This is a genomic window from Brevibacterium sp. Marseille-P9724, from assembly GCF_902500275.1.
Taxonomy (GTDB): domain Bacteria; phylum Actinomycetota; class Actinomycetes; order Actinomycetales; family Brevibacteriaceae; genus Brevibacterium.
In genome coordinates this window covers 13618-39641 of sequence record NZ_LR722992.1, presented here as the reverse complement: position 1 = coordinate 39641, position 26024 = coordinate 13618, and the positions used below count along the sequence as shown (strand labels likewise).

At 63.0% G+C, this 26024-nt stretch carries 18 protein-coding genes and 1 riboswitch; of the genes, 11 read left to right on the top strand and 7 right to left on the bottom strand.

From position 1 onward, the window contains the following. Window positions 1-107: 107 nt before the first annotated feature. The 6 genes from GC119_RS04955 to GC119_RS04930 all read left to right on the top strand — a co-directional run bounded on the left by GC119_RS04955 (window position 108) and on the right by GC119_RS04930 (window position 9181). Window positions 108-1787: an amidohydrolase gene (locus tag GC119_RS04955; RefSeq protein WP_070776759.1), complete on the top strand. Its 1680-nt coding sequence runs from the start codon at window positions 108-110 to the stop codon at window positions 1785-1787. An 89-nt stretch (window positions 1788-1876) separates the two neighbouring features. Continuing rightward, a riboswitch (glycine riboswitch) is annotated at window positions 1877-1975 on the top strand. A gap of 115 nt (window positions 1976-2090) precedes the next feature. Beyond that, a complete protein-coding gene (gcvP, locus tag GC119_RS04950; RefSeq protein ID WP_413462990.1) occupies window positions 2091-5057 on the top strand; it encodes an aminomethyl-transferring glycine dehydrogenase in 2967 nt (988 codons plus the stop codon). A 13-nt stretch (window positions 5058-5070) separates the two neighbouring features. After that, window positions 5071-6249 (top strand): glycine cleavage system aminomethyltransferase GcvT, encoded by a 1179-nt coding sequence (gcvT, locus tag GC119_RS04945; protein WP_151952600.1) that lies wholly within the window; start codon window positions 5071-5073, stop codon window positions 6247-6249. A gap of 115 nt (window positions 6250-6364) precedes the next feature. Further along, complete coding sequence (gcvH, locus tag GC119_RS04940) at window positions 6365-6763, top strand: glycine cleavage system protein GcvH (protein WP_070575753.1); 399 nt, start codon at window positions 6365-6367, stop codon at window positions 6761-6763. 131 nt (window positions 6764-6894) lie between these two features. Continuing rightward, window positions 6895-8310: an L-serine ammonia-lyase gene (locus tag GC119_RS04935; RefSeq protein ID WP_070575750.1), complete on the top strand. Its 1416-nt coding sequence runs from the start codon at window positions 6895-6897 to the stop codon at window positions 8308-8310. Window positions 8311-8563: 253 nt separating this feature from the next. Beyond that, the gene (locus GC119_RS04930; protein ID WP_141759523.1) at window positions 8564-9181 is read left to right on the top strand and encodes a hypothetical protein; all 618 of its coding nucleotides are present in this window, start codon (window positions 8564-8566) and stop codon (window positions 9179-9181) included. A gap of 262 nt (window positions 9182-9443) precedes the next feature. On the opposite strand, the gene GC119_RS04925 is transcribed toward GC119_RS04930, so the two are convergent. The 4 genes from GC119_RS04925 to GC119_RS04910 are packed head-to-tail and all read right to left on the bottom strand — an operon-like array spanning window position 9444 to window position 15267. Further along, complete coding sequence (locus tag GC119_RS04925; RefSeq protein ID WP_151952599.1) at window positions 9444-11135, bottom strand: ABC transporter family substrate-binding protein; 1692 nt, start codon at window positions 11133-11135, stop codon at window positions 9444-9446. Window positions 11136-11160: 25 nt separating this feature from the next. After that, on the bottom strand, window positions 11161-13320 hold the full coding sequence (locus GC119_RS04920; protein WP_151952598.1) for an ABC transporter ATP-binding protein: 2160 nt from the start codon (window positions 13318-13320) through the stop codon (window positions 11161-11163). Beyond that, window positions 13313-14290, bottom strand: a complete 978-nt coding sequence (locus GC119_RS04915) for an ABC transporter permease (protein ID WP_226829265.1) — start codon at window positions 14288-14290, stop codon at window positions 13313-13315. The genes GC119_RS04920 and GC119_RS04915 overlap by 8 nt, the downstream gene beginning before the upstream one ends. Next, the gene (locus GC119_RS04910; RefSeq protein WP_151952597.1) at window positions 14287-15267 is read right to left on the bottom strand and encodes an ABC transporter permease; all 981 of its coding nucleotides are present in this window, start codon (window positions 15265-15267) and stop codon (window positions 14287-14289) included. Before GC119_RS04910 ends, GC119_RS04915 begins: the two co-directional genes overlap by 4 nt. 170 nt (window positions 15268-15437) lie before the next feature. Between GC119_RS04910 and GC119_RS04905 the strand changes: the two genes are divergently transcribed. Beyond that, the gene (locus GC119_RS04905) at window positions 15438-16424 is read left to right on the top strand and encodes an alpha/beta hydrolase (RefSeq protein WP_151952596.1); all 987 of its coding nucleotides are present in this window, start codon (window positions 15438-15440) and stop codon (window positions 16422-16424) included. 44 nt (window positions 16425-16468) lie between these two features. Here the strand turns inward: GC119_RS04905 and GC119_RS04900 are convergent, their stop codons facing one another. Continuing rightward, window positions 16469-17950: an alanine/glycine:cation symporter family protein gene (locus GC119_RS04900; protein WP_151952595.1), complete on the bottom strand. Its 1482-nt coding sequence runs from the start codon at window positions 17948-17950 to the stop codon at window positions 16469-16471. A gap of 264 nt (window positions 17951-18214) precedes the next feature. On the opposite strand from GC119_RS04900, the gene brnQ reads away from it, so the two are divergent. Further along, a complete protein-coding gene (gene brnQ, locus GC119_RS04895) occupies window positions 18215-19600 on the top strand; it encodes a branched-chain amino acid transport system II carrier protein (RefSeq protein WP_151952594.1) in 1386 nt (461 codons plus the stop codon). A gap of 8 nt (window positions 19601-19608) precedes the next feature. Here brnQ and GC119_RS04890 read toward each other — a convergent pair whose 3' ends face one another. Beyond that, the gene (locus GC119_RS04890) at window positions 19609-21384 is read right to left on the bottom strand and encodes a helix-turn-helix domain-containing protein (protein ID WP_151952593.1); all 1776 of its coding nucleotides are present in this window, start codon (window positions 21382-21384) and stop codon (window positions 19609-19611) included. Between the two features lie 137 nt (window positions 21385-21521). Here GC119_RS04890 and GC119_RS04885 point away from each other — a divergent pair, with 137 nt between their 5' ends. From GC119_RS04885 to GC119_RS04875, 3 genes are all read left to right on the top strand, one after another. After that, on the top strand, window positions 21522-22334 hold the full coding sequence (locus GC119_RS04885; RefSeq protein WP_070428802.1) for an N-acyl homoserine lactonase family protein: 813 nt from the start codon (window positions 21522-21524) through the stop codon (window positions 22332-22334). 117 nt (window positions 22335-22451) lie between these two features. After that, window positions 22452-22787 (top strand): zinc ribbon domain-containing protein, encoded by a 336-nt coding sequence (locus tag GC119_RS04880; RefSeq protein ID WP_193215622.1) that lies wholly within the window; start codon window positions 22452-22454, stop codon window positions 22785-22787. Further along, complete coding sequence (locus GC119_RS04875) at window positions 22784-23914, top strand: alcohol dehydrogenase catalytic domain-containing protein (protein ID WP_151952592.1); 1131 nt, start codon at window positions 22784-22786, stop codon at window positions 23912-23914. Before GC119_RS04880 ends, GC119_RS04875 begins: the two co-directional genes overlap by 4 nt. Before the next feature lie 53 nt (window positions 23915-23967). On the opposite strand, the gene GC119_RS04870 is transcribed toward GC119_RS04875, so the two are convergent. Further along, window positions 23968-26022 carry a thioredoxin domain-containing protein gene (locus tag GC119_RS04870; RefSeq protein WP_151952591.1) on the bottom strand — a complete coding sequence of 685 codons (2055 nt, stop codon included), beginning with the start codon at window positions 26020-26022 and terminating at the stop codon, window positions 23968-23970. Between the last annotated feature and the right edge of the window lie 2 nt (window positions 26023-26024).

Below are 26024 nucleotides of genomic sequence, written 5' to 3'. Positions count from 1 at the left end.
CTTACCTAACGGGCCCGAGAACAGCATAGGCGAAGTATTTCCGAAAGGAAAGCCTAACCTAATGCCCTGGCCCCTGTCGTACCGCCGTGGGCTCTAGACTTGCGGCTATGTCATCACGCCGTCGCCTGTTTCTCGGTGCCCGTTTCCTCACCTTCGACCGCTCCCTGCCGCAAGCATCAGCTGTCCTCGTCGAGGACGAAAAGATTGTCGCTGTGGGGGAGGCGCCTGAGCTGCGTGCCCACGCTGTCGGCGCTGAAACCGTCGACCTCGGCGGGACCGTCGCAGTGCCCGGCTTCGTCGACGCCCACATCCACGGACTGTCACAGGCACTCGGGGCAGAAGAGCTTAGCCTTTTCGGCACCGAAACACTTGACCAGGCAATGGCCGCACTGGCCGACTATGCGGGGCAGGTGCCCGACGGCGAATGGGTCATCGGCGCCGGCTGGGACTTCACCAAATGGGGTCTCGACGCACAGCCAGACCGCGCTTTCCTCGAAAAAGCCGCCCCGCACAACCCCGTTGCCCTGTGGTCGATCGACTACCACACCCTGTGGGTCAACGGACGCGCCCTCGCAGAAGCGGGAGTCGGCCCACACACCCCCGACCCGCACGACGGTGAATTCGTGCGCGAACCCGGAGGGCGGCTCACCGGCATCATCCGCGAAGGTGCTGCGGACCTCATCAAAGCCGTAATCCCGGACCCTTCCGCCTCGGCGGCTGCCGACGCCCTGAAAATCCAGCAGCGTAAGTGGCTTTCCGAAGGGCTCACGGGCCTGCACGAAATCGAAGGCGAACTGTCGCGGCTGGCCTGGCAGGAACTCGGTGCGCGCGGCGAACAGAACATCCGGGTGGTCAAATACCTCCGCCCGCGGGAGCTCGACTGGGCACAGTCCTCCGGCTGGATCACCGGTGGGGGCGACGCCTGGTTCCACCACGGCGGGCTCAAGCTATTCGCCGACGGAGCACTCGGGTCCCACACCTGCCACATGTCCTCGCCCTTCCCACGGGTCGAAGGCGAAGGGGCTCCCAACTACGGCGCCGAGGTGATTTCGGAAGACGCCCTGACTCAGGCCATGGTCGAGGTGTATCGGGCAGGCATTGTGCCGATCGTCCACGCCATCGGCGACCAGGCCGTCCACCAGGTGCTCAGCGCCTACGCGCGAACAGATGCTGAACACCGTGCCGCAGAAAAGCGCTTGGGTCGTGCCCTGCGGCGTCGCATCGAACATTCGCAGTTCATCCAGCCCGGTGACATTCAGCGCTTTGCCGCCCTCGGCGTCATCGCCTCGATGCAGCCGCGGCACTGCATTTCCGACCTGCACCTGCTGGCGCAGATTCCGCTGGACGCGGCACTCGCCGGCTACGCCTGGACGCAACTGGAAGACGCCGGTGTTGCGCTCGCCTTCGGATCCGACGCCCCGGTGGAGCCGAGTACTCCGTGGGCTGCCGTGTACGCGGCAATGACCAGGGCGGACATCAGCGGCGACCGGTCGAGCACCTACCAGCCCCAGCGGCGGATGAGCGCCTACCGCGCAATCGCCGCTCACACCTCTGGTGCTGCCTATGCCGCCGGCAGAGAAAGCGTGTCCGGTCGCATTGCTCCGGGCATGGAGGCCGATTTCATCGCCGTCGACACTGACCCGCTGGCGCGCGAAGGAGCCGACGGCGCACTGCCCTTTGCGACTGCCTACCCCGATGAGGACGCCCTGTTCGAACAGGCTGAGGCCATCCGCGACACTCAGGTGGAGACCACGATCGTCGGCGGGCAGGTGCGGTTCAGCCGCTGACGCCACTCTGGTGGGCTGTGGAAGACCACACGCGCGAGGCTGACTCAACCGCACAGATTAAGTATCATGGGTCACACAAACTGCCGTCATCACGCTCTTCGGGAGAGCCCGCGCGAAGCCATCGCGTCGGCGCCGTAGGTGCAATCCCCTCCCCGGGAAACTCTCAGGCCCAGTACTGAAGAGCGGAGGCGACTCTGAAACCGTTGCCGGAACGCGCTTCGCCGCCGACCGCACGGCAACAGAGCGGGGAGGAGACCGCAGCTGAGCCAGCTGGCCAGCAAGACTCCAACCCAAGGAACGCCCGTGACTTTCGAGAACCGCACCGCCACCCCGGAAGCCGCCACTGCCGCTCTGTCCCACGTCACCGCTTTCACCGGTGATTCCGCGCGCCCCTTTGCCGACCGCCACATCGGCCCGCGTGCCCACGAAACCGCCGCGATGCTCGAAGCGGTCGGCTTCGATTCGCTTGAAACTCTGGCCCGTGCCGCCGTACCGGAGAACATCCAGGACGACGGCGTGCAGACACCGGCGGCGCTGTCGGAAGTCGACATGCTCGCCCACCTGCGCGAACTCGCCGCGAAGAACGTGCAGAAAACGCAGATGATCGGCCGCGGCTACTACGACACGATCACCCCGACCGTCATCCGCCGCAACCTGGTCGAAAACCCCGCCTGGTACACCGCCTACACGCCCTACCAGCCGGAGATCTCGCAGGGCCGCCTGGAGGGCCTGCTCAACTTCCAGCAGATGGTCCAGGACCTCACCGGCCTGGACATCGCCAATGCCTCGCTTCTGGATGAGGCCACCGCGGTCGCAGAAGCTGTTCTGCTCATGCGCCGGGCCAACAAAAAGGGCTCAGCGGTGGTTCTGGACTCCGAACTGCACCCGCAGACCATTGCGATCGTCCGCGCTCGCGCCAAGGCCATGGACTTCCAGGTGCAGATCGCCGACCTGTCCCAGGGGCTGGTCGGCGAAGATGTGTTCGGCATCGTCTGCGCACAGCCGGGCACCACGGGGGCCGTGCGCGACTTCACCGACGCCGTACGAGGCGCCAAGGAGCGGTCTGCCATGGTCACCTTCGCGTGTGACCTCCTTGCTCTGACCCTGCTGCGCACCCCGGCCCAGCAGGGTGCGGACATTGCCGTCGGCTCAGCGCAGCGCTTCGGCGTTCCGCTGTTCTTCGGCGGTCCCCACGCGGGCTTCATGGCGGTGACCGAAAAGCTCAAGCGGCAGATTCCCGGCCGCCTGGTGGGTGTGTCCAAGGACGCCGACGGAAAACCCGCCTACCGTCTGGCCCTGCAGACCCGCGAACAGCACATCCGCCGCGAAAAGGCCACATCGAACATCTGCACCGCACAGGCGCTGCTGGCCAATGTCGCCTCCATGTACGCCGTGTACCACGGCCCCGTCGGCCTGGCGAAGATCGCCAGCCGCATACATCGCCTGGCCACAGCGTTCGCAGACAGACTCGACGGCGATTCCCAGTCCGTGTCCGAGAACTTCTTCGACACCGTGTTGGTGCGCGTGCCCGACGCTGACGCCGCAGTTGCCGCCGCCTGCGAGGCAGGCATCAACATTCTGCGGATCGACGACACCCACGTGGGTGTGAGCTTCGGCGAACCGCACACGGTCGCTGACGCCAACACGCTGCTGGAAGCTCTCGGAGCGACCGGCCGCATCGACGCGGAAGAATTCGAAGCCGCAGGCACCGGCACCTTCGGCCCAGCAGGTGTCCCCGCACCCCGCGTGCCGCAGGCCCTGCAGCGCGACACCCAGTACCTCACCCACCCGGTGTTCAACACCTACGGTTCCGAAACCCTCATGATGCGCTACCTGCGCACCCTGGCCGACCGCGACCTCGCGCTGGACCGCACCATGATTCCGCTGGGCTCGTGCACCATGAAGCTCAACGCGGCAACCGAAATGGAAGCCATCACCTGGCCGGGCTTCGCATCGATCCACCCGCTGGCACCAGAAGACCAGACCGCCGGCTGGCGTGAGCTGATCGACAACATCGAAGAGCTGCTGGCCGAAGTCACCGGCTACGATGTCGTGTCGATTCAGCCCAACGCCGGTTCACAGGGCGAACTGGCAGGCCTGCTGGCCATCCGCGGCTACCACGTGTCCAAGGGCCAGCCCGAGCGCACCGTCATGCTGGTGCCCAGCTCCGCTCACGGAACCAACGCCGCATCGGCCATCCTCGCAGGTCTCAAAGTGGTCGTTGTGAAGTCCGCAGAAGACGGTTCGATCGACCTTGACGACCTCGACGCCAAAATCGAGAAGTACCGCGATGTGCTTTCGGGCATCATGATCACCTACCCGTCGACCCACGGCGTGTACGAATCCGATGTGCGCCGCGTGTGCTCGTCCATCCACGACGCAGGCGGCCAGGTGTACATCGACGGTGCGAACATGAACGCGCTCGTCGGCGTGGCCAAACCCGGCCACTTCGGCGGCGACGTCAGCCACCTCAACCTGCACAAGACCTTCACCATCCCCCACGGCGGCGGCGGCCCCGGCGTGGGCCCGGTCGCTGCCCGCGAACACCTGCGCCCCTTCATGCCCGGTGATTCCAGCGACAGCCGTGCCGTCAGCGGGGCAGAGGACTACACCTCGCTGCCGATCTCCCAGGCCAAGTACGGTTCCGCCGGCGTCCTGCCGATCTCGTACGCCTATCTGAAGATGATGGGCCCAGACGGTCTGCGCGAAGCCACCTACTCGGCACTGCTGGGAGCCAACTACATCGCAAAGGCACTCCACGAAGACTTCCCGACCCTCTACACCGGTGAAAACGGCCTCGTTGCACACGAGTGCATCCTCGACCTGCGCGCCATCACCGCCGAAACCGGGGTAACCGCAGAAGACGTAGCCAAGCGGCTCATCGACTTCGGCTTCCACGCCCCAACCCTGGCCTTCCCGGTCGCCGGCACCCTCATGGTCGAACCGACCGAATCGGAAGACAAGGGCGAACTCGACCGCTTCATCCAGGCGATGAAGACCATCCGCGAAGAAATCCGCGCAATCGGCAGCGAATACACCTACGAAGAATCGCCGCTGAAGAACGCGCCGCACACCGCAACCTGCGTCATGGACGACTGGGACCAGAAATACTCGCGCAAGACCGCGGTGTTCCCCGTGCCCGGCCTCGAACTGACCAAGTACTTCCCGCCGGTGCGCCGCATCGACGGCGCCTACGGCGACCGCAACCTGGTCTGCGAATGCCCGCCGCCAGAAGCCTTCGACATCGAATCGGCCGACGCCGAAGCCTGACAGAGGAGACCCCATGACCAAGCAGACGCCCCTGCACCAGATCAACGCCGAACTCGGCGCGAACTTCACCGATTTCGGCGGCTGGGACATGCCGCTGAAATACGGCTCCGAACTCGCCGAACACCGTGCCGTCCGCGAATTCGCGGGCATCTTCGACCTGTCCCACATGGGCGAGGTCCGCATCACCGGTGCGGACGCCGCCGCCTTCATGGACTACGCGCTCCTGTCGCGCTACTCCATCATGAAGAACGGCAAAGCCAAATACGGCGTCATCATCGACGAGGCCGGTGGCATCCTCGATGACGTCATCACCTACCGCCTGGGCGACGGCGAATTCCTCATAGTGCCCAACGCCGGGAACACCCCGGCCGTCGTTGCCGCACTCGAAGACCGCGCCGACAAGGCCAAAGCCGCCGGAGCAGCTGCGGACTTCGAAGTGCGCAACGAATCCGATGACACTGCGCTCATCGCCGTACAGGGTCCCAAGTCGGAGGACATTCTGCTGGCCGCCGTGTGCGGCAGCACCGAGTGCGTTGACCGCGAAGACTGCACCAGGATCAAAGACCTCGAATACTACGCGTGGACGAATATCGCAGTCGACGGCGTTGAGGTCCTCTTGGCGCGCACCGGCTACACCGGCGAAGACGGCTTTGAACTGTATGTCAAAAACGCCGATGCCGCCGCCCTGTGGAACCGGCTGATGAGCATCAACGAAGCCGAATTCGACGGTGCCGCGCTGCCGTGCGGACTGGCTTCGCGCGATTCCCTGCGGCTGGAGGCGGGCATGCCGCTCTACGGCAACGAACTGACGCGCGAAACCACGCCGTTTGACGCGGGCTTCGGCGGTATGGTCCGCGGAGCGCTCAAGAACAAGGGCGACTTCTACGGCCGCGAAACACTGCAGAAGCTCGGCGACGCCGACCAGGCCGAAGGCACGCCGCGCAAACTCGTCGGACTGTCCTCCGAGGGCCGCCGGGCCGCACGCGCAGGAGCGGGCGTTTTCGCTGACGGAGCGGAAGTCGGGGTCATCACCTCCGGCCAGCCGTCACCCACCCTGGGCCACCCCATCGCCCTGGCCTACATCGACACGGCACACGCCGAACCCGGCACCGCCGTGACCGTCGACATCCGCGGAAAGTCCTATGACTTCACCGTCGTCGAAACGCCCTTCTACAGCAGCGGTGCCCACTGACGCCCGTTCGGCGCGCCCCTGACGCCGTTGGCTGCCCGCTGACACCAGAATGACGAACCGTCGGAATCCAGGCTGGCTCCCAACCCCCAGACCTTCTGAATGAAAGGAACCCACAATGGCTGAACTGCCCCCGCTGCCAGAGAACTTTTCGTACTCGGCAGAACACGAATGGATCAACGCCACAGGCGATGACATCGTCGGAAACACCGTCCGCATCGGCATCACCGCAGTAGCCGCTGACGCACTCGGCGAAGTCGTCTTCGCAGACCTTCCCGAGGTCGGCGACACCGTGACCGCTGGCGAAGTCTGCGGAGAAGTCGAATCCACCAAATCGGTTTCCGACCTCTACTGTCCCGTTTCAGGCGAAGTGACCGCCGTCAACGCTGACGTCGACGACAACCCGTCGCTGCTGAACTCCGACCCCTACGGTGAGGGATGGCTCATCGAAGTCTCCGTCACCGAAGTCGGCGACATCATGGACGCCGCCGCCTACGGAGAAGCAAACCACGTCTGATGCGCACACCCGGCCGCCCGGACCGGACCCCCTCCCGGTCCGGGCTCGCATCCCCGTCCCCCCTCGCCCCACCTCGGGCATCCCCAGCTCGTCACCACCTTGGTCGTGCAGCGTCGCACACGGGAGGAAACATGACCGTCAGCGTTTTTGATCTGTTCAAAGTGGGCGTCGGCCCATCGTCATCCCACACAGTCGGGCCCATGCGGGCAGCCGCGCGCTTTGTGCAGCTGGTCGGCGACCGTCAGCCCGCATCGCTTGCAGTTGACGTGTTCGGATCGCTCGCAGCTACGGGAGCCGGCCACCGGACATTCGACGCGATCCTGGCAGGCCTCGAAGGCTGCGAACCCGAAAAGATTCAGCCGGAGGACTTCGGCGAACGCACCGAGCGGATCGAACAGACCGGCGTGCTGCGCTTCGGCGACAAGTGGGACATTGAATTCAGTGAAAAGGACATGGTCAAACGTCCGCTGACCGTACTCGACCACCACACCAACGCGCTGACAATCAAAGCAGAAGACGCCGACGGCGGTGTCATTGCCGAAGAAACCTACTACTCCGTCGGCGGTGGGTTCGTCGTCAGCCAGTCCGAACTCGACGGCGGCCTTCAACAGGAAGCGGAAGAGGAAAGGGCAGAAGCCCCCTATCCGTTCACCTCGGGAGCGCAGCTGCTGGAACAGTGCCGCGCATCCGGGCTCGAAGTGTGGCAGGTGATGCTGGAAAACGAAAAAGCCCACCGCAGCGAAGACGAAATCCGGGCGGGACTGCTGCACATCTACTCCGTCATGGAGGAGTGCGAAAAGAACTCGGTGGCCCGCGACGGCATTCTGCCCGGCGGCCTCAATGTGCACCGGCGCGCCCACAAGTGGTACCAGCGGTTGCTGCAGGAAGACCCCGAACGCAGGCCGGAGTACTACCAGGAATGGGTCAACCTCGTAGCACTTGCCGTCAACGAAGAGAACGCCAGTGCGGGGCGAGTGGTCACCGCGCCGACCAACGGAGCTGCGGGCATCATTCCGGCGGTCATGTTCTACGCGCTCAACTACGTGCGCGGTGTCGAAGGCGGAGCCCGGCACGGCGGCATCACATCCGAAACACCCATGAGCCGGGATGAGGCCGTCGTTCGGTTTATGCTGACCGCAGGGGCAATCGGTGTTCTGTACAAGGAACGCGCCTCGATTTCCGGTGCCGAAGTCGGCTGCCAGGGCGAGGTGGGGTCAGCTTCCTCAATGGCTGCGGCAGGTCTTGCCGCAGTTCTCGGCGGAGGGGTCATGCAAGTGGAGAACGCCGCCGAAATCGCCATGGAGCACAACCTGGGACTCACCTGCGATCCGATCAACGGGCTCGTGCAGATTCCCTGCATTGAGCGAAACGCCATAGCATCCGGCAAGGCAATCAACGCCGCAAAAATGGCCATGTGGGGCGACGGGACCCACCGCGTGTCCCTCGATGAGGTCATCGCCACCATGAAAGCCACCGGCGAAGACATGATGGACAAGTACAAAGAAACCGCCATGGGAGGTCTCGCCGTCAACGTCGTTGAATGCTGATGGGTGTTGGGTGGCAGCTGGCTTTCGGTTGGTGCCGGGTGGCTGGTGCGTCCGGTTGGCGGGGTTGCCAGTTGGCGGGGTTGCCAGTTGGCGAGGCGCGGATTTGCGCTTTAATGCGCCTTTGCGCGCTGCTGCAGCGCATTAAAGCGTGAAGTTGCATTAGCGCGTGATTCTGCCTGGCTCGGGTGCCGGGGCAGAATAGGGTGTTGATTTTTGGTGTCGAGGTGCCGACTGGCGTGGGAAGGTGACTGTTATGCCTGGCAGGGCTGGTCTTGTGGGCGACGGCGTCTATCGCTCGAAGCTCAGCGTCTTCACGGCTGCAGTGGTCATTGCCGTCGCGAGCATTTTCATGATCGATGCTCTTCTTCGGGGCACACCTGCCCTATGGCTCATTGCCGGTTCGGCGCTGCTTGCCGTGTGTACAGCCGCATGGGCGTTTATCTACAAGCCGTGCCTGCGCCTGCGGGATGACCACTTGGTGCTGCGCGGGCCGATTCGGGAAATCACCGTGCCCTACGCGGCGGTTCGCGATGTTCAGGTTCGGTCCGTGGTGACAGTGACGACGGATGAACGCACCTATTCAGCATGGGCGGGGCCGGAGCGCAACCGCAGGTTTGCCGGCCCGGATGCCGCGCACGACGCATCGACTCTCATCCGCAGCCGAGCCGCCGACGCCCGAGGCGGTGCGGCTGAAGCTCGCAGTGGCGATGGCGCGGTTGGTGCGCCTGGAGGGCAGGGGAACGGCGCCTCGCATGGGGTTGGTGCTTCCCCGGAAGACTCCGGCGGCGTGCGGGTGCGCTGCCTGTGGGCGCCGTGGGCTGTATGCGCGGGGCTGGCCGCCGTGAGCGCGGTCGTCGCCCAGGTACTGTAAGCCCAACTTTCGTTGCAGACTTGCGGCGTAATGCGTTCTCACGCGCAAATGCGCCGCATTAAAGCGTGACTCTGCATTAGCGCGTGAGTCTGGCGTGTGAATGCGGCACCCACCAGGCGCGCCAACCCAGCCACCGTCAACCCGGCGCAGGGACACACAGAAGCGGGGCCCGGGCATGCACCCGAGCCCCGCTGCCCGCGACTGCCTGAGCTTCAGCGCCAATGCGACTGCATCAACGCCTCGGCGTCAGCGTTTCAGCTGATCACTTCTTGTGGCCGATGATGGTCCAGTCCTTGCTTTCGAACTGCGTGGCACCGAGGTTCACGATATCTTCGGAAACACCGTGGACGGTCGGGGTGGCGTAGAAGGGGATCATGACCTTCTCAGCCCAGAACTGCTTGTCCATTTCGTTGGCGAGTTCGAGGCGCTTGTCCGGGTCAGCTTCGTTCTGGGAAGCCTTGACGGCCTTGCCGATGTCTTCGTTGGAAATGCCGAAGTAGTTCTGCTGCGATTCAGCCGGGTAGAACAGGTTCGCGGTCGTGGTGATCGGGAACTCGGTGCCCTGCCAGGAGAACGTCACCATGTCGAAGTTCTTCGGGGTCACGTAGTCGGTGAAGTACTTGTCTGACGGCACGGTGTCCAGCTTGACCTTCATGCCGATCTTGTTGAGGTCGTTCATGACCTGCTTGGCGCGCTTTTCGTTCGATTCGGTGTCGGCGGGTACGACGACGGAGAACTCGAGCTTCTCGCCGTCCTTTTCGTAGACTCCGTCGCCGTTCTTTTCGTAGCCGGCGTCCTGCAGAATCTTTTCGGCGTCTTCGGGCTTGTGCTGTGCCCAGCCGTCGGTGTTGTCCTGGTAGCCGTCCTGACCGGGCATGAACGTGTAGTTGTTGACGTTGATGACCGGAGCTTCAACCGGGCCGACAGCAGCCTGGCCGATGACGTCGCGGTTGACCGCCAAGCCGATTGCCTCGCGGACCTTCTCATCCTTCAGGCCAGGACGGGTGGCGTTCATGGTCAGGTGCGTGTACATCAGACCGGTCGACTTGTAGATCTTGGCGTCGCCGCGGTTCTTAGCGGTTTCGTAGGCATCGCCGTCGGTGCCGATGTCCACGAGGTCGATTTCCTTGTTCGCAAAGGCCTGACCCTGCTGGGGCTGTGAGACCACGCGGAAGGTGATCTTGTCCAGCTTCGGCTTGTCGCCCCACCACTTGTCGTTCTGCTCCATGGTGACGGTCTTGGCGCTCTTGTTGAGTTTGACTGCCTTGAACGGGCCCGAAGACGGCACGAATTCGTCTTTGAAGTCCTCGTTGAACTTCTTGGCGTCAGACGAAACTTCTTTCGGCAGCAGCGGGAACACGTAGTTCTGCCAGTCACCGAACACACCGTCGTAGGTGATGGTGACTTCCTTTTTGTCTGAGCCGATCTCGACGGACTTGATGCTCTCCCAACCCTGAGTGGAACTGACCTGGTAGTCCTTGTCCTTGCCGTTGTTGGCTTCCCAGAATGCCTTGAGGTCTTCACCGTCGATCGGCTTGCCGTCTTCCCAAACAGCGTCCTTGTTGTACTTCAGCTTGACTGTCGTCGGGTCGTCACCGGTGAGCTCCATCGATTCGATGTAGTTCGGGTCGGCTTCAGCCTTGCCGTCAGCGTCATATTTGAGGCCAGTACTGACGCTTGGCCCGTACATATCTTTGACGTCGGTGAGGGTGCCGTCAGCGTGGCTGTAGTTGAAGCTGCCAGGCCATTCCGTCAGGGGGAGGGTCAGGTCGCCGCCGTCTTTGACTTCATCGGCCGCTGCTTTTGTCATGTCGACATTCGGCAGTTCAGGCTGGTCACCGCCGTCACCGCCGCCGGATGAGCCGCTTTCGCCGCTTTGGCAGGCCGACAGCACCATCGCTGCTGCCGCCGCTGCGGCGACTAACGCGCTCAGGCGCGTTTTCTTGATTGCCATGGTCTTTCCTTTCTCCGGGGGTCGTTCAGACCGCAGGGTGGTTTTTCTCCAACAGTCCGCTGTTGTCCGTGTGGTGGCACGCGGCTGCCGATTGCCCGACCTTGTTCAGTCCGGGGCTGACCTCTCGACACTGAGCCTGGGCGTCGGCGTCGAGCAGTTTGTATAGGGGGCAGCGCGCTGCGAATGCGCACCCCGTGAATTCCTGCGTGGGGGCAGGAAGATCGCCTTCCAGAAGCACCTGGGAGCGCTGCGATTCGATCTTCGGGTCTGGGACGGGCACTGACGAAATGAGCGCACGCGTGTAGGGGTGCTTGGGGTTTTCATAGACTTCGCCCACGGGTCCGTATTCGATGATGCGGCCCAAGTACATAACGGCGATGATGTCGGAAATCTGGCGGATGACGGCGAGGTCGTGGGCCACGAAGACATAGGACAGCCCCAGGCGGTCGCGCAGGTCTTCCAGCAGATTGATGACACCGGCCTGAATCGACACGTCGAGAGCCGAAACCGGTTCGTCGAGTATGAGCACCTTCGGGTCGGTGATGAGCGCTCGTGCAATGCCGATGCGCTGCTTCTGCCCGCCGGAGAATTCGTGCGGGTAGCGCGATGCCATGCTTCGGTCGAGCCCGACCAGCTCCAGCATGTCGCCGACGCGCTTTTCGCGATCGCCTTTTGCCACGCCGTGAGCCGTCAGCGGTTCGCCGACGATGTCGAGCACCGGCAGGCGCGGATCGAGAGCGGCCGAGGGGTTCTGGAAGACGATCTGCACGTCCTTGCGCATCTCCCGGCGCTGCTGGGTGCTTGCGCTTTCGATGTTGATGCCGTTGATGGTGATGGTGCCCGATTGGGGCTTCTTCATTTCCATCACCTGCGTGACGGCGGTCGATTTGCCGCAGCCGGATTCGCCGACCAGGCCGAGTGTTTGCCCGGTGTGCAGCTCGAAGGAGATTCCGTCGACGGCCCGTACGGTGCCCACGCGTCGGCGGAACACAGCGCCCTTTGTCAGCGGGAAGTGCTTCACGAGGTCAGTCACCTCGAGGACTTTCTCCGAACCGGAGCGATCGACGATTTCCACTGGTTCGGGCCGCGGGAAGATTTCGTGGGCTTCAAGCGCACCGGATTCGATTTCGTCAGCCCGGATGCAGGCGGCGAAGTGCCCTTCGGAATCGACCACGGCCTGCTCAGCCGGCACCTCGCCGTGGACCTCTTCGAGGTGCGGTTCGGTTTCAAGGCAGGCCTCCACGGCAATGGGGCAGCGCTGCGCAAACGGGCAGCCCTTCGGCAGAGCGTTCAGCTGCGGCGGCCTGCCCTCAAGGGGGACAAGGCGCTCTTTGCCGGCGGTGACGACGTTGGGCACAGAGCGCAGCAGGCCGATGGTGTAGGGCATGCGGGGCCGGTAGAAGATGTCGTCAATGCTGCCGGTCTCAATGAGCTTCCCGGCGTACATGACGGCCACCTTGTCGGCGTAGCCGGCGACGACCCCGAGGTCGTGGGTGATGAGGACGATGGCCGCACCCGTGAGTTCCTGGGCCTTGCGCAGCAGCTCCATGATCTGGGCCTGAATCGTCACGTCGAGGGCCGTTGTGGGTTCGTCGGCGATGATGAGGTCGGGGTCGTTGGCAATCGCAATTGCGATCATCGCTCGCTGGCGCATACCGCCGGAGTATTCGTGGGGAAAGGCATTGGCCCGGTTTTCCGGGTCGGGAATGCCGACCACCCGCAGCAGTTCGACCGCGCGCTCCCACGCATCGTCCTTGGAGAGTTTGGGATTGTGGATGATGAGCGCTTCCACGATCTGCTTGCCCACCGGGTGCACCGGGTTGAGTGCTGACAGCGGGTCCTGGAAGACCATGGCGATGCTCGATCCGCGCAGCTGTGACATCTGGTGGTCGGTTTTGCCGATGAGAGACTCGCCCTTGTAGCGGATGTCGCCGCTGATCTGCGCGGTCGACGGCAGCAGCCCCATGACCGCGGTCGACGACACCGACTTTCCGGAACCGGATTCGCCCACAATCGCGAGGAATTCGCCTTTCTTCACGGAGTAGCTGACTCCGCGGACGGCCTCAACGGGAGCCGATTTCCGCTGCGGGAAGGTGACGGACAGGTTTTCGACTTCGAGAACGGGAGCCTCGTCAGCGGTATTGCCCGAGGTGGTGGTCTGTGTGGGCAGTTCGGTGTCAGCCACGGTTCACTCCTGATGTGGGGTCGATGGCATCGCGCAGCGCGTCGGCAACAACGGACACCGCTGTCAGCAGCAGTACAAGAGCGGCGGCGGGGAAGAGGAACACCCAGGGGCGGGTGACCGCACCGGAAGTTCCAGCTGAGAGCAGAGTGCCGATTGAGATGTCCGGTGACTGCACGCCGAGGCCGAAGAACGACAGCGATGTTTCAGCCAACACAGCGCCGACCACGCCAAGGGTCGCATCGACGATGAGCAGTGACGAAATGTTCGGAATGATGTGGCGGACCAGAATCGTAGGTGTTCCCAGGCCCATGTAGCGGGCAGCCTGGACGAATTCTGCGTTGCGCAGCGACTTGGTCTGCGCTTTGACGACCTGCGCGGTCACCATCCACGCGAACAGCGCCACGATGATGATGATTGCCACCCACGACAAGCCCTTCAGCGCCGGGGCGAACAGCAGCAGGACGAAGAACGAAGGCAGCACCAGCATGAAGTTGATGAGCCAGTTGATGGCCATTTCGACCTTGCCGCCCAGATACCCGGCGAGTGAGCCCATGACGGCGGCGATGAGGGTGCCGATGATGCCGGCGGCAAGCCCGATGATGATCGACTTGCGCAGACCGATGACAACCTGTGCGTAGATGTCGTAGCCGTCGGTGTCGGTTCCGAACCAGTGTTCGGCCGAAGGCCCCTTGTTGAGGTTGAAGGCGTCCTGGTCGTTCGGCCCGTAGATGTTGATCACGTTGCCGAACAGGGCGAACAGGACCATGAACGCAAGTATCGAACCGCCGATCCAGAAGCGCGGGGAGGAGAACAGCCGACGGAAGATCAGACGGGACCGGGACACCGGCTGCGCTTCGGCAACTGTTTTCAGTGCGTCTTCGCCGATATTGCCCGCGGGGCGTTCAATGTCTGCGGTGGGTGCTGCATTGATGGAGGGGTCTGCGTTGTGCGCGGTCTTGTCGTTCATCATGACCTCACTCGGGGGTCGAGTGCGGCGTAGAGCACTTCTGACAGCGTGGAGGAGATCAGAACGAGCATGGCCGCGAAGAAGGTGGTGCCGGCTGCCGCGTTGATGTCGGAGCCTGTGATGGAGTCAAGGGCCATCCTCCCCATGCCGTTCCAGGAGAAGATGATTTCCAAGAACGTCGAACCGGCGAGCATCGTGCCGAAGCTGTATGCGAAGTACGTGGACATGGGAATGATGGCTACGCGCACGCCGTGTTTCCACAGTGCGGTCTTACGGGTGAGCCCTTTTGAGCGGGCTGTGCGGATGTAGTCGGCGCCAAGGACATCAAGCATCATTGAGCGCTGATAGCGGGAGTAGATGGCGGCACCGAACAGCACGAGCGCAATCGTCGGCAGGAGCATGTGGGATATTGTGTCGGCCACTTGCGGCCAGAAGCCGTGCACCCCCGGGGTGGCGGGCCCGACGAATCTGATGAGCTGCGTGCCCACGGCATTGTTGAACCCGGTTGCGAGGATCATGAGGATGATGCCCAAGACGAACGTCGGGGTTGCGTTGATGACGTATGTCAGACCGGTGATGATGTTGTCTGAGGCTTTGTACTGTCGGACTGCGCCCCACACGCCGAGTGCCACTCCCAGGATCGCACCCAGAATGCTGCCGACGATCAGCAGGCGCAGGCTGACAACGGAGCGGCTGAGCATTTCGGTGAGCACGGGCTGTCCGCCGACTGTCAGACCGAAGTCCGCGTGGAAGAGGATGTTCGTTGCCCAGTTCCACGTGCGGGTGATGAGCGGAGTGTCGGGGTTGACGCCCAGTTCATCGAGCCTGGCGGTGATGGTGCTTTCGGGAAGCGGGGGATTCTTGCCTCGGTAGCGCTTTGCCGGATCCATAAAGCTGGAGGTCAGCATGTACGCGCACGTGGTTGCCAGCGCCGTGAGGATCACGTAGTTGACAACGCGCCGGAGGATGTAGGCGATCATCTGGTCTCATTGGTGTCGGGGACATTCACAGGGGGCGCCCAATGTTCTCTGCCGCCCCGCTGACGGGGTGACGTGAAGCACATCAGTGGCTTAGATATTAGTGCAAATGATGCGGGCCTGCCCCTGAAGTCTCAAAAAACCGTTAAAAAACCCTCCAGTAAGGTTGAGCTATGGAATGGGGCGAATGGCATCGGGACATCCTCGGTCCCGGCTTTCAGCAGCTCGCTCTGCCGCTTGCCGGCGGGCAGCGGGCTACCCTTGTCCGGTGCGATGCGGTCCCGGAACCGCAACGCACTCCGGGAGGCGAGAGCTTCCTGCGCGACACGGCTGTTCTCTACCTGCACGGCTGGTCTGACTATTTCTTCAACCGCCGATTGGCGCGCCTGTGGAAAGATTTCGGAGCACAGTTCTACGCGCTGGACCTGCGCGACTACGGCCGGAATCTGCGGCCGGGGGACCCTGAACAGAAACCCGGCTACATAGACGACCTTGCAGCCTATGACGAAGAAGTCGAGGCGGCGCTCGCCGTCATCAGTGAAGAGAACCCGGGTGCGCGGACAGTGCTTGCCGCCCATTCGACCGGCGGGCTGATTGCAGCCCTGTGGGCCAACCGCAATCCGGGCCGCCTGGCGGCCCTCGCCCTCAATGCGCCGTGGCTGGAGTTCCAGTTCTCCACCGCGGCCAGGAGGATCACCACTCCGTTCCTCGGCGGCAGCAAGCGCAAGGAGAGGGCACCTCGTGCGCTTCCGCTGGTCATCCCGAACTTCTACGTGCAGGCGGCCAGCGAAAACCACGGCGCCCCGCCGTGGGATCTGGTGCTCAAACCGCCGAACGGCTTTCCCGTCTACGGGCAGTGGCTGCGGGCGATCTTCGACGGGCAGGAAGCGGTTGCACAGGGCCTGGACATTCGCGAACCGGTGCTCGTGCAGATCGCCATGGAGAGCTTTCGCGCCACGTCGTACACAACGAAGATGGCGCACTCGGACATTGTGCTCAACGTCGATCGGATTGCCAGGCGCGCCGAAAGCCTGGGCCGCGAAACCGTATTGGCCCGGGTGCCGCGGGCCGTGCACGACGTCTTCCTGTCCGACCGGGCGGCCTTCGATGTAGCCGCGGGGCAGCTGCGCCGGTTTGCCCGCGGCTACATTGCAGACTGACAGGGCCCGAGGCGCCGCTCACTTCCGGCTGTGCGTTGGACGGGTCAGCTGTTCTTTTTGTCGGCCTTCTTCTGGCGCTGGTTCTCCCAGAATTCCCTGGTGGTGACTTCGTCGGTGCCGTCCCAGGCAGTCACCCCGTCGAACTCGGGGAAGTCCTTCTGGTTGAAAATGGGCGCTTTGCCGCTGCGGCGCTGCTCCGTGTAGTGCTTGAGCAGCTTGAATGCCTTCTCAGACAGCATGACCACGGCGAACAGGTTGATGATGGCCATGATCGCCATGAAGATGTTCGCAGCCGTCCACACGGTCTCCAGTGCAATGACTGCGCCGATGAACACCGAGGCCATGACCACCAAGCGGTAGGTCAGCATGGCGCCCCTGGACTTGGTGATGAATTCGAGGTTCGATTCGCCGTAGTAGTAGTTGCCGATGATCGATGAGAACGCGAAGAAGAAGATCGCGATTGTCAGGAAGTGCACCGCCCACGGGCCAAGCTGTGCAGCCAGCGCGGTCTGGGTCAGCTGAGCGCCGACCGCTTCATCGTATTCGGGGTTCGACAGCAGGACGATGAACCCGGTGATGGAGCACACGAGGATCGTGTCGAAGTACACGCCGAGCGCCTGCACGAGGCCCTGCTTGGCAGGGTGGGAAGCCGATGCGGTGGCAGCCGCGTTCGGTACGGAGCCGATGCCGGCCTCGTTGGAGAAAAGCCCGCGTTTGATTCCCTGCGTGATGATGACGCCGAATGCGGCACCGGAGATCGATTCCATGGTGAAGGCCTGCTGGACGATGAGCGCGAGCATCGGCGGTACGGCCGAAAGGTTGGCGATGACCACCAGAATGCCGAGGAACAGGTACAGGATTGCCATTACCGGCACGATGAAGGCGGTGACGTTGGAGATCCGCTGCACGCCGCCGAGGAAGATCGCCAGGCCGGCGATACCGAGGACGATGCCGATGATCGCCTTGAAGCCGAAGGTGGGGGCGTCCATGTCGAACGAGGTGGACAGGGCATCCACGATCGAGTTCGACTGCACGGTGTTGAACACGATGCCGTAGGTGACGATCACAATGACGGCGAAAACAGAGCCCAGCCACGGGCTCTTGAGCCCGCGGGCAATGTAGTAGGCCGGTCCGCCCCGGAAAGCCGCACCGTCTTTCACTTTGTACAGCTGTCCGAGGGTGGACTCCACGAACGCGGTGGCACCGCCGACGATTGCGGTCACCCACATCCAGAACAGGGCACCCGGTCCGCCCACCGAGATTGCCAGGGCCACACCGGCGATGTTGGCGGTGCCCACGCGCGAAGCCGCTGAGATTGAGAATGCACGGAAGGGTGAGATGTTCTTGTTGCCCTCAGCGTCACGTCCGGCTGGTTCTTTGATGACGCGGAACATCTCCGGCAGCAGGCGCAGCTGGACAACGCCGGTGCGCACCGTGAAGTACAGGCCCAGCGGCAGCAGGGCGAACAGCAGGAGCCACCCCAACCATCCATCGACGGTTGACAATAGTTCGTTGAAGGCTTCCATAGGGGACTCCTGGGGTGTTGATGGGGATGCTGTGGTCACACGAAGCGTCTGTTTGCAGCGCTCGCCTTGGCCACGAAAGAACTCGTTCCACTGTAGAACAGGCATGAGAAGACTGTGGGAGAGAGGGGGAACACGCGCGGCGTCTTGAACTGTGCTGAGGGTGCGGCAGGGTAGTGTTCTGTTCTCGAATCTTATGTGAATTCCTGCCGCGGGCGCCCACCTCCTGCCCCGAAGTGCTCACATTCCCCTAACTACGGAGATCCCGTGCAGAAGCAGACCACCCAGACCGTGCCGTTCAGAACAGTGACCACGCTTGGGCTGATGTTCTTCGCAGTGTTCATGGGTGCTGGGAACATCATCTTCCCGCCGCTTTTGGGCCAGCAGGCGGGAACCGCCTTCCCGTGGGCGATTCTCGGTTTTCTTCTGACGGGTGTGGGCCTGCCCGCACTTGCGCTCGTGGCGGTGTCCCGAGTGGGCGGACTGGCCCGCCTATCGGCCCGGGTCGGTCACGCTTTCGGTGTTGTGTTCACAGTGGTCGCCTACCTGCTCATCGGGCCGTCTTTCGGGATTCCGCGCACCGCAACCGTGTCCTACGAGGTGGGGGTTGCCCCGCTTCTGCCGAACGCGGGCGATGCCCAGTGGCCGCTGGTGTTGTACGCGCTGGTGTTCTTCATCATCACTCTGGTGCTTGCGGCCAACCCCACGAAGATTGTCGACTGGATCGGGAAAATGCTCGCCCCGGTTCTGGTGCTGGTCATCGCGGTGTTTGCGATCAAGGCGCTCATCAGCCCTCTGGGCGGGTTCGGCGAACCGGTCGGCGACTATTCAAACGCGGCTCTGCAGACCGGCTTCGTCCAGGGCTATCTGACGGTGGATGCTGTTGCGGCCCTGGTTCTGGGCATTCTCGTGGTGTCGGGCTTTTCCGGTGTTGGGGTGACCAATCCGACCGTCATCCGCAGGAAGATGCCGTGGGTTGTTCTGGTCATGTCGATCGGCTTGTCGCTGGTCTACATTTCGCTGGGCTACATCGGGGCCACAAGCCGTGGTGCGGTGGGCGAACAGGACAACGGCGGAGCGCTGCTGGCCGAGGTGTCGCGCGCCCTTTTCGGTGACATCGGGGGTGCTCTTCTGGCAGCTGTCATCATCATGGCCTGCCTGACCACTTCGATTGGTCTGGTGTCGTCGATGGCGGAGTTCTTCTCGGAGCTTGTGCCGAAGGTGTCCTACCGGGTGTGGGCGGTCGTGTTTTCGCTGATCGGCTTTCTGTTCGCCAATGTCGGCCTGGACGCCCTCATTGCGCTGGCCCTGCCGATGCTGATGGCGGTGTATCCCGTCACCCTGGTGCTGGTGCTCCTGTACTTCTTTGAGAAGCTCTTCCGAGGTGACCGTCTGGTCTACCGCCTGGCCGTCATCTTCACGGCTGTCATCAGTGTTCTGGGCGGCCTGAAGGAAGCCGGCCTGGGCGGGGATGCGATCGATTCCATACTCAACGCGCTGCCGTGGGGTGCTGATGGGCTCGGCTGGGTGGTGCCGGCTCTGGTGGGTGTGGCGATCGGCGTTGTCCTGCACTTTGTTTTGGGCCGTCACGATCAGGACCACACGGCCCGTCTGGACGCCCGCATGAAAGAGAAATCCGGAGGAGCGCTGTAGGGAACGCTTCAGCTGTTGTGGGCCAGTGCCCACATTCGCAGTGCAACGTGGATGTCCAGAAAGCGCGCGGGTTCTCGCCAGTCAGCTCCGAGCAGGGAGGAAATCCGCTCCATGCGCTGACGGATCGTATTCGGGTGAACGTGAAGCCGTCGGGCGCATTCGGAGACTCGAGCACCGGTTTCTGCTACGGCCCACGCTGTCTGCAGAAGCTCCGTGCCATGGGTGCGGTCATAGGCCTGGAGCGGCTCAATATGCTTCAGTGGTGATTCTGCATCCGGCCGGTTTGCGAGAGCTTCAGAAAGAAGCCCTACGGTTCCCAGGTCTTCGCCGACGGCGATCTGGCCTGAGGCCCCCAGTACTTTCAGCATGCTTCGCGCGCGTTCAGCGTTGCGATGCGCTTCGCGGGCATCTGCCGCGCCTGTGAAAGCGCTGCTGATGCCCGCAGTGACACGAAGCTGGGGAACATGGGGAACTTTGCCGCGCACAAGCTCTTCGCAGCGCTCGTGGATGCCCCTCACCCACGCCTCTTCTGGAATGAGGGCGCAGATATGGCCGTGGTGACGGGCAACCACGGAGCGTTCAGTATGGGCCAGCTCGGCTCTTAGCGTTTGCAGAAGAACGGTGGAATGTTCGGCTTCGAGTTCATGGCTGCTGTCTACGGAAATGCTCAGCAGACGAAACGGTCTGTCAGGAGAAATGCCGAGCTCATCTACCGTCTTGGTGGTTTCCGGGGTGTGGGGAATGGTGCCCAGGAGCGTGTCGAGGAGGACACGATCTTTTCTGACTGTTTCGTCCTTCTGCGCCCGTTCCATAAGCACTGCCAGGCCTAGGAATGTGGCGATCCGCTGCAGTCGAGGAAACAATCCCTCCGGAAGTTCCGCCTCGACAATCAGTGTGGCCAGGTGCTCACCGCCGCCCAGGCCGCAGGCGGCTGTCACGCCATCAACGGTTATCGGCTGTGCGGAATGTCGTGCGGTTTGAATCGCCTCGTGCAGGTCCGAAGGAAGCTCCTCGGTCCCAGGTAGGACAGTGACTGGAGCGCCAAGAAGCTTCTGCACCGTTTCTGCCGCTGACTCAGGACTGTCACCGCGCATAATCGACTCCAGTAACCTGCTTTCCAGCTGAAGGACCTCCTGGAGGTCAATCACGCGCTCAGCCTCGAGTTCATGCCGAGTGTTCAGGCGGTCTAGAGCGGCTTCGACCTCGTCAAGACGAGTCGAGTACTCCAAAGCGACGGCCGTGTGCAGCGCCAAGGTCTCAAGCACAGCTTTGACGTCGGCGCTGTATTCAACGGGATGACGGTCTGCAATCAAGAGGGCGCCGTGAGTGACGCCGTGCAGAGTCATCGGCATCCCAAGAATCGAGCGAACGCCTTCGCCTCGAACGCGTTTGTCGATGTCCGGAAGATGCAGAAGCTTTGGGTCGCCGAGGTAGTCAATGGTTCGCACCGGCTCGCGTCCGGTCGCGGCTCGCCCGAGGACACCCGTGCCCAGTGGCATGCGGATGTCGCGGTATCCCTGCGTTCGTATGCCCACGGAGTAGCGGATAAAGGTTTCGCGGCCTCGGTTGAGTGAAATGTAAGCCATATCCGAACCGGTCAGGCGCCGCGTTCTGGTGAGGATATCGTGCATGACCAGTGAAATGTCCTGCGTGGAGGTCATCATGCGGGCGATTTCGCCGACTTCGTTGAGAAGTTCGCTGCGTTCGACGAGTGAAGCAATGCTCTTCTCCAGATCGACCACGTGAGGGTCATGCCCAGCTGTCAGAGCTTTGGGCGTCGACATGTATGAACCTCCATTGAAGCTCTGAAATTATGTAGCCATCACTATATGCCGTGTGTGTTCTGTGCCATAGCGTGAATGTGACTGCTGGCAGCGACGACAACAGTTACATTTGCCCGAATCACGGAAAGAGCACTGTCATGAGCGATATGAAACTTCATTTCCTTTCCACTGGTGTCATGGACTGCGACCTCACCTGGCTTCTTCTGGAAGGTGGGAACACCATCAAGAGTCGATCCCAGAAAAATGACCCGCCACCATGGGGCGAAGCTCCTACGCACGCAGTCCTCATCGAAACGGACGGCCAGAAGATCCTGTGGGACACCGGTGTTGCTCGCGACTGGGAGCAGCGGTGGGCTCCTATTGGCATGCAGGAGTTTTTCCCGGTGCAAGAAGACCCAGCAGGTCCCGGCTATCTTGACAGCGCCCTCGCTGATCTCGAACTGACCCCCGATGACATTGACGTCCTTGTGCTGTCGCACCTCCACTTCGACCACGCCGCCAACGCCCAGGACTTCAACAACGGCAAGACGCGAATCTTGTGCCACGCCGATGAAATCGAAGGTGTGAAGTCAATTCAGGGCGAAGGCGCCGGTGGGCACCTGGTTTCGGACTTCGCCGGACTGCCGTTCGAAGCGATCCACGGTGACGACGAAATCGCGCCCGGAGTTTCGGTCATCCACACGCCGGGTCACACGTGGGGAACCATGAGCCTCCGCGTTGATCTGCCCAATGATGGGACGCACATCTTCACGTCCGACGCGGTGTACCTCGGGGCTTCCTGGGGGCCGCCGGCGATCGGCGCGGCTATCGTGTGGGACTCGGTTCAGTGGCTCGAATCCGTCGACAAGCTCCGCAGGATCCAGGAACAGACCGGGGCCAAGATGATTTTCGGCCACGATGCCGAACAGCGGAAAACCATGAAGATCTCGCCAAATGGCTACTACTCCTAAGGGGCGAGGATGATCGTTTACGACGTGAAGTGCGGTGCGGGTCATCGTTTTGAGGCGATGCTCAAAACCATGGACTCGCCAACACCAGACTGCACTTGTGGCGAGCCGACTCGGCGTATGATTACTCGCGTCAACAGGGGAAACGCAGCCTCTGCCGGACGTTCTCGCGACGAAATGCCGAACACGTGGCGCGGCATTGGCAACGGCAACCGCGACCTCGTGCGCGGGTGGCACAAAGAAATGCGCAAACGCGAAAAGCTCGAAGAGAAGTATCCGGAACTCGGAGGTGACCGCCGCCCGGTCATCGCCCACGAAGGAAAATTCGAGGCGAGTCCAGTTCGCGCCGGTGACGCTGGCAGTGACGCTCTGGCTCGCGCAGCTTTCGGTCCCGCGCGTCCTGCACCCAAAGCGGGTGCGGCGGCCACCGCCAAAACTTCAGGAGGTTCCCGATGAAGATCACAGGTGCAGTGCTTGAGCGCATGGATGCTGAACGGCCCTATGCGCAGTCGCAGCCCATCAGAATTTCCGAGGTCGAACTGGCAGACCCGGGTCCCACCGAGATCCGTGTGCGCATCGAAGCGGCGGGAGTCTGCCACTCCGACCTGTCCGTGGTTGACGGCAACCGTCCCCGTCCCATGCCCATGCTGCTTGGGCATGAATCGGCGGGCATTGTCGAAGAGATCGGCAGTGAAGTCGAAGGCATTTCCGTAGGCGATCGGGTCAGCATGTCATTCCTGCCCCGCTGCGGGGAATGCCGCGAGTGCCGCACAGACGGCAAGCTCCCGTGCTCAGTGGGTTCGAAGACCAACAATGACGGCGTTCTGCTGCACGGTTCGGCGCATCTGAGCCGAGACGGCGAGAACGTCTACCACCACCTGGGCGTCAGCGGCTTTTCCACCCACGCGGTTGTCGATGCGGCCAGCGCGGTCGTTGTGCCGCCGGAATTGCCTGCAGACATCGCGGCAGTGCTCGGCTGTGCCGTGCTCACCGGGGGAGGGGCGGTGCTCAACGCCGCCCAGCCCGGCCCGGAGGACTCCGTCATGATCGTCGGCCTGGGCGGGGTCGGCATGGCCGCCCTCATTGTGGCCCTGGCCCAAGACGTCAAAGAGGTCATTGCCGTCGACGCGCTTGCAGAAAAACTCGACCGCGCCAAGGAACTCGGCGCTGATCGTGTTTTCACACCGCAGGAAGTCGCCGAACAGGGCATTACAGCAGACCGGGTGATCGAAGCCGCCGGCAACGCCAAGGCCTTCGAAACCGCCTATAACGCGATCGGCTTCGGCGGGTCGATGGTGACGGTAGGCCTGCCCAATCCGGCAGCCACCTCGACCATCGCCCCGCTGGCGCTGACCGCCGGTGCTCGCGAAGTCAAGGGCTCCTACCTGGGCTCCGCCGTGCCCGCCCGCGACATCCCCACCTACGCGCAGCTCTACCTGGAAGGCAAACTGCCGGTAGACGAGCTCATCTCCTCGCGCATCCGCCTGTCGGAAATCAACGAGGCGATGGACCAGCTGGCTGACGGGCGGGCCATCCGCCAGGTGATCGTGTTCGACGAATCAGCCGAAACCGCCGCGGTCTGACAGCCGAGGAGCGCAGTGCGGGCGGGGCGGGGTGACCTGTCCCGCCCGCTTCTCTATGACGAGGCGCCGTCCAGCAGCCGCCGCACCTGCTGCGGATCCGCTGTGGGCAGGCTGCATTCGTGGCCGAGGCACACTGTTGCTGCCTCCGCCTGCGGCTGGCCGACAGCACTTCCCGGTGCCTGCCGACTGAGCACGGTTGTCACAGGGTGGCAAGCCCCAATGCTCAGCAGCCGTGGGTTGGCGCTTTCAACCCGCACGGGATTGAGCAGCCCCTCCGCGGTGACCTGCAGCCATCCGGCAGCCCGCGGGGCACGGTACATGACGTCCGATGCGGCAAGCACCAGACGCTCAGCCGTCTGCAGCCACTGTGTGCCGTCGGCTGTTTCATCAAGCAGTCCCAGGCACAGGGCCGCGTGGGCGGCAGCGGCCACACCGGACGGTTCGGTGTCATCAAATGCGCTCATCCCACCGGCAGCCAGAAGAGGATCGTGTTCGTAGTCCCGCACTGTCCCGTCCAAGAAGCGCTTGCTGAGTTCGGTCAGAAGCTCCCGGGCGGTGCTGACACGGCCCAGTGCCGCCGCGGCCCCTGCCAGCTGTGCCCAGTCCACAAGCCCCGCCGCACCCGGGCCGGGCTCCCCGTGAAAAGCAGAGCGAGCCAAACCGGTCTGCGTGCGCAAAGCTGCCGCAGCCGCAAAGGTCTCTTCAGCGGCAGTGGACCATTCGGGCTCGTCAAAAACGCATGAAGCAAAGGCAAATGCCGAAGCCGTCATGGCGGTGTGCGCCGTGATGAGCTTGTCATCGCGCAGCGGGGCAGTGCGCTTTTCGCGCGCTCGCAGAAGATCCGCGCGGACAGCCAGCGCCGTCTGTGTCAGCCACGGTTCAACCTGGCTGCGGTCCCTGTTCTGGTCAGTCTCATCATTCTCCGCCCACTGCTCAATTCCCGGAGCGTGAAGCACATAGCCCAGCCCTTGCGACAAAACAGGTTCGTAGGGAGATCCGGTGAGCTCCACCTCGTGATCTTTCAGATAGAAAGCGCCCTCGGCAGGCTGGCCGTGCGCGTCGAGAGAATCGGCGTCCAGCGCGGTGGCAAAGCCGCCGGAGTCCAACCGCATGTCCCGCAGCAGAAACTCTGCCGTGTCATAGGCTTCGCGGCGAGCAAGCCTGGCCCAGCGCGAACCCGGGGCCAAAGACTCTTCAAGCCCGAACCACGCGGCACTCGCCCGCAGGTACAGCGCATTGTCGTACAGCATCTTCTCGAAGTGCGGCACCGACCAGTGCGGATCGACGCAGTAGCGGAAGATCCCACCGGCAACGTGGTCGCGCAGACCGCGCGAAGCCATCGACAAGAACGTGCGGCGGATGAAACCCAGCCGCTCGGGACCGCGGTGGTGACCCTTGATGAGAGCCATGAGCGACATGAGCGGCGGGAACTTCTGCGCCGAGCCGAAACCCCCGTTCGTCGTGTCGGCTTCGTCCATAAGCGCCCAGTGCTGGGCGTTGAGAATGTCCGAAGACACCGCGCTTTCGAAGGGACGGTCGAGGGGTCGCTGTTCGGATTGCGCGGCAGGGTCGGCGGGGCCAGCCGCCAGCTGCTCCAGGGTTGAGCGCATCTTCGCCGTGATGTCGGTAACCTGCGCTCGCCGCTCTTGCCACGTGTTGGCAACCGCCTGCAGGACCATGGAAAACGACGGTTGGCCCATCCGCGGCTGCGGTGGAAAATAGGTGCCCAGGAAGAACGGCACCCCGTCAGCGTCCGCGAAGGCCGTCAGCGGCCAGCCGCCGTGACCGCGCATGGCCTGCAACGCGTTCATGTACTGCTCGTCGACAGCGGGAAGCTCTTCGCGATCCACTTTGACGGCAACGAAGTCCTTGTTGATCTGCGCTGCGACGTCCGTGTCGCTGAAGGACTCCCGCGCCATGACGTGACACCAGTGACACGTGGAATAGCCGATGGACACCATGAGGGGCGCATCGCGGCGTTTGGCTTCGGCAAAGGCCTCCGCGCCCCACGGGTGCCAGTCGACCGGCTGGTCGGCGTGGGCGCGCAGATACGGCGAGGTCGCATGAGCCAAACGGTTCACGTGTTCGGCGCTTTCCGCATCATTCATCC